4 protein-coding genes are annotated in these 3,704 nt (G+C 71.2%); 1 reads left to right on the top strand and 3 read right to left on the bottom strand.

Features of this window, described 5'->3' with window-relative positions; translation table 11 throughout:
- The 3 genes from AC2W7G_RS11435 to mce form a co-directional block, all read right to left on the bottom strand.
- Nucleotides 1–411: DivIVA domain-containing protein (locus tag AC2W7G_RS11435; RefSeq protein WP_485868541.1), on the bottom strand; the 411-nt coding region annotated here is incomplete at its 3' end.
- Nucleotides 412–533: 122 nt separating this feature from the next.
- Nucleotides 534–1,871 carry a crotonyl-CoA carboxylase/reductase gene (ccrA, locus tag AC2W7G_RS11430; RefSeq protein WP_485868540.1) on the bottom strand — a complete coding sequence of 446 codons (1,338 nt, stop codon included), beginning with the start codon at nt 1,869–1,871 and terminating at the stop codon, nt 534–536.
- A gap of 113 nt (nt 1,872–1,984) precedes the next feature.
- Nucleotides 1,985–2,419 carry a methylmalonyl-CoA epimerase gene (gene mce / locus AC2W7G_RS11425; protein ID WP_485868539.1) on the bottom strand — a complete coding sequence of 145 codons (435 nt, stop codon included), beginning with the start codon at nt 2,417–2,419 and terminating at the stop codon, nt 1,985–1,987.
- A gap of 139 nt (nt 2,420–2,558) precedes the next feature.
- On the opposite strand from mce, the gene AC2W7G_RS11420 reads away from it, so the two are divergent.
- The coding region (locus tag AC2W7G_RS11420; protein WP_485868538.1) for an acetyl-CoA C-acetyltransferase at nt 2,559–3,704 on the top strand (1,146 nt) is incomplete at its 3' end.

Here is a 3,704-nt window from a genome sequence, read left to right as displayed (position 1 = left end):
CTGCGCCGCCGTCGCCCGCAGCACGCGGGCCTCCTCGCGGGCGGTCTGGAGCACGTCCTCGGCGGCCTGGTCGGCGCGCTCGCGCACGGCCTTGGCCTCCTGCTCGGCCAGGTTCAGCAGCTGGGCCGCGTGGCCGCCCAGCCCGGTGTACGAGGGACGCTCGATCGACTCGAGCTTCTGCTCCAGGGCCGCGAGCTGCTCGCGCAGGCGGGTGTTCTCGCCGGCCAGCGCCGCGGCGTGCTGCTCGATCCGCTCGAAGTCGGCGGCGCGCGAGCGCAGGAAGGTGTCGACGGCGTCCACGTCGTAGCCGCCCCGCCGGGTGGTCGGGAACGCCGGCGTCGGCGAGCTCGACGACGCCGCGGGTCGGGCGGCGGCGGAGTCGAAGATGGACAGACCGGAGGACTCGGACATGAGGCACCTAACCATTCGAATCTGGGGCTGCGGCCAGCCTAGCGAACCCGACCCCGGTCTCCCGGGAACCGGGACGACGACGCCGCCGCGCCCTGCGGGCACGGCCGGCGTCGTCGAGGCGATCAGATGCCGCGGAAGCGGTTGATCGCGTCGAGGTGCTTGGCGCGCTTCTCGTGGTCGCGCACGCCCAGGCCCTCCTCGGGGGCCAGGCAGAGCACGCCCACCTTGCCCTGGTGCAGGTTCTGGTGGACGTCCAGCGCGGCCTGGCCGGTCTCGGCCAGCGGGTAGACCTTGGACACCGTCGGGTGGATGAGGCCCTTGTCGATGAGCCGGTTCGCCTCGAACGCCTCGCGGTAGTTGGCGAAGTGCGAGCTCTTGATGTTCTTGAGGTTCATCCACAGGTAGCGGTTGTCGTACTGGTGCATGTAGCCCGACGTCGACGCGCAGGTGATGATCGTGCCGCCCTTGCGGGTGACGTAGACGCTCGCGCCGAACGTCTCGCGGCCCGGGTGCTCGAAGACGATGTCGGGGTCCTCGCCACCGGTCAGCTCGCGGATCTTGGCGCCGAAGCGCTTCCACTCCTTGGGGTCCTGCTCGTGCTCGTCCTTCCAGAACCGGTAGCCCTCGGCCGAGCGGTCGATGACGTGCTCGGCGCCCAGGCTGCGGACGATCTCGGCCTTCTCCGGGCTCGAGACGACGCACACCGGGATCGCGCCGCCGTTGAGCGCCATCTGGGTGGCGTAGGAGCCCAGGCCGCCCGAGGCGCCCCAGATGAGCACGACGTCGCCCTGCTTCATGTTGGCGCCGTTCTTGGACACCAGCTGGCGGTAGGCGGTGGAGTTCACCAGGCCCGGGCTGGCCGCCTCCTCCCAGGAGAGGTGGTCGGGCTTGGGCAGCAGCTGGTTGGCCTTGACGATCGCCAGCTGGGCGAGGCCGCCGAAGTTCGTCTCGAAGCCCCAGATGCGCTGCTGGGGGTCCATCATCGTGTCGTCGTGGCCGTCGGGGCTCTCGAGCTCGACCGACAGGCAGTGGGCGACGACCTCGGCGCCCGGCTTCCAGGCGTTGACGCCCGGGCCGGTGCGCAGGACGACGCCGGCCAGGTCTGAGCCGACCACGTGGTACGGCTGGTCGTGGCGCTTGGAGTACTCGTTGAGCCGCCCGTAGCGCTCGAGGAAGCCGAACGTCGAGACCGGCTCGAAGATCGAGGTCCAGACGGTGTTGTAGTTGATCGCGCTCGCCATGACCGCCACGAGCGCCTCGCCCGGCGCGAGCTCGGGCACCGGGACGTCGTCCAGGTGCAGGCTCTTGCGCGGGTCCTTGTCGCGGCTGGCCAGGCCCTCGAACATGTCGACCTCGTCCTTGTGGACGGTCATGCCCTGGTAGGTCTCGGGGATCTCGAGGTTGCCGAACTCCTCGGCCGGGGTGTCCCCGGCCAGGATGGCGTCAAGGATGTGCTTCATGCGGGCGTCCTCCAGGTCGGTCGTCGTGCGGCGATGTTACTGATCATTAACCACCGGCGCCACGGACGCGCGTGGGGTGCGTCACACCTCGCGCGGCGGCCGCGGTGGCGCGGTCAGTGGGCGGTGGCGGCCGGCTCGACGAGCTCGACCAGGACGCCGCCGGCGTCCTTGGGGTGCACGAAGTTCACCCGGCTGTCGGACGTGCCGCGGCGGGGCGCGTCGTACAGGAGGCGGACGCCACGCTCGCGCAGGGTGGCCGAGACGGCCTCGATGTCGGCGACGCGGTAGGCCAGCTGCTGCATGCCCGGGCCGTTGCGGTCGAGGAACTTGGCGATCGTCGAGGAGTCGTCCAGCGGGGCGAGCAGCTGGATGCGGGTCTCGCCGTCGCCGACGGCGAGCATCGCCTCGCGGACGCCCTGCTCCTCGTTCACCTCCTCGTGCACGGCGGTGATGCCGAAGACGCGCTCGTAGAAGGCGAGCGCCTCGTCGAGGTCGGCGACGGCGATGCCGACGTGGTCGATGGTCGTGAGCAGGTCGCTGGGCAGCATGCAGGCAGTGAAGCACGCGCGCGAGGGGGCTGCATGTGACCTAGGCGACAGGCTCGTCGCCGGTCCGGGAGGGCAGGATCGGAGCGCGGGTACGCTGGATCGAAGCGGCCCATCCGCCCTCGAGACCAGGGAGCCTTTCATGACCGAGACCGTCATCGTCGCCGGAGCGCGCACCCCCATCGGCAAGCTGCGCGGGAGCCTCAAGACCCTGTCCGGGAGCGACCTGGGCGGCATCGCGATCGCCGGCGCGCTCGAGAAGGCCGGCGTCCGCGGCGACCAGGTCGACTACGTGATCATGGGCCAGGTGCTGCAGGCCGGCGCCGGCCAGATCCCCGCACGCCAGGCGGCGATCAAGGGCGGCATCCCCAAGGACGTCCCCGCGCTCACCATCAACAAGGTGTGCCTGTCGGGCGTGGACGCCATCGCGCTCGCCTCGCAGCTCATCAAGGCCGGCGAGTACGACGTCGTCGTCGCCGGCGGCCAGGAGTCGATGACCCAGGCGCCGCACATGCTGCTCGGCTCGCGCGAGGGCCTCGGCTACGGCGACAACAAGCTCGTCGACCACATGGCCTACGACGGCCTGTGGGACGCCATCACCGACCAGGCGATGGGCGGCCTGACCGAGGACATCAACGCCTCGCAGCAGCAGTACACCCGCGAGCAGCAGGACGCCTTCGCCGCCCGTTCGCACCAGCTGGCCGCCGCCGCGCAGAAGAACGGCGTCCTCGACGACGAGATCGTCCCGGTCACCATCCCGCAGCGCAAGGGCGACCCGGTCGTCGTGACCGCCGACGAGGGCGTCCGCGGCGACACGACGGTCGAGACCCTCGCCCGGCTGCGTCCGGCCTTCGCGAAGGACGGCACGATCACGGCCGGCTCGGCCAGCCAGATCTCCGACGGCGCCTGCGCCGTGGTCGTCATGAGCAAGGCCAAGGCCGAGGAGCTCGGCCTGGAGTGGCTGGCCGAGATCGGCGCCCACGGCGTCGTGGCCGGCCCCGACTCGAGCCTGCAGCTCCAGCCGGCCAACGCGATCAAGAAGGCGCTGCAGAAGGAGGGCCTCAGCGCCTCCGACGTCGACCTGGTCGAGGTCAACGAGGCCTTCGCCGCGGTCGGCCTGGCCTCCACCGACGACCTGGGCATCGACCCCGAGATCGTCAACGTCAACGGCGGCGCGATCGCCGTCGGCCACCCGATCGGCATGAGCGGGGCCCGCATCACGCTGCACCTCGCCCTGGAGCTCAAGCGTCGCGGTGGCGGCGTCGGCGTCGCGGCCCTGTGCGGCGGC

It is taken from the genome of Aeromicrobium sp. PFPM2_SD2 (assembly GCF_057364525.1).
The sequence above is the reverse complement of the archived record's forward strand: the minus strand, read 5'-3'. Positions and strand labels throughout refer to the sequence as shown.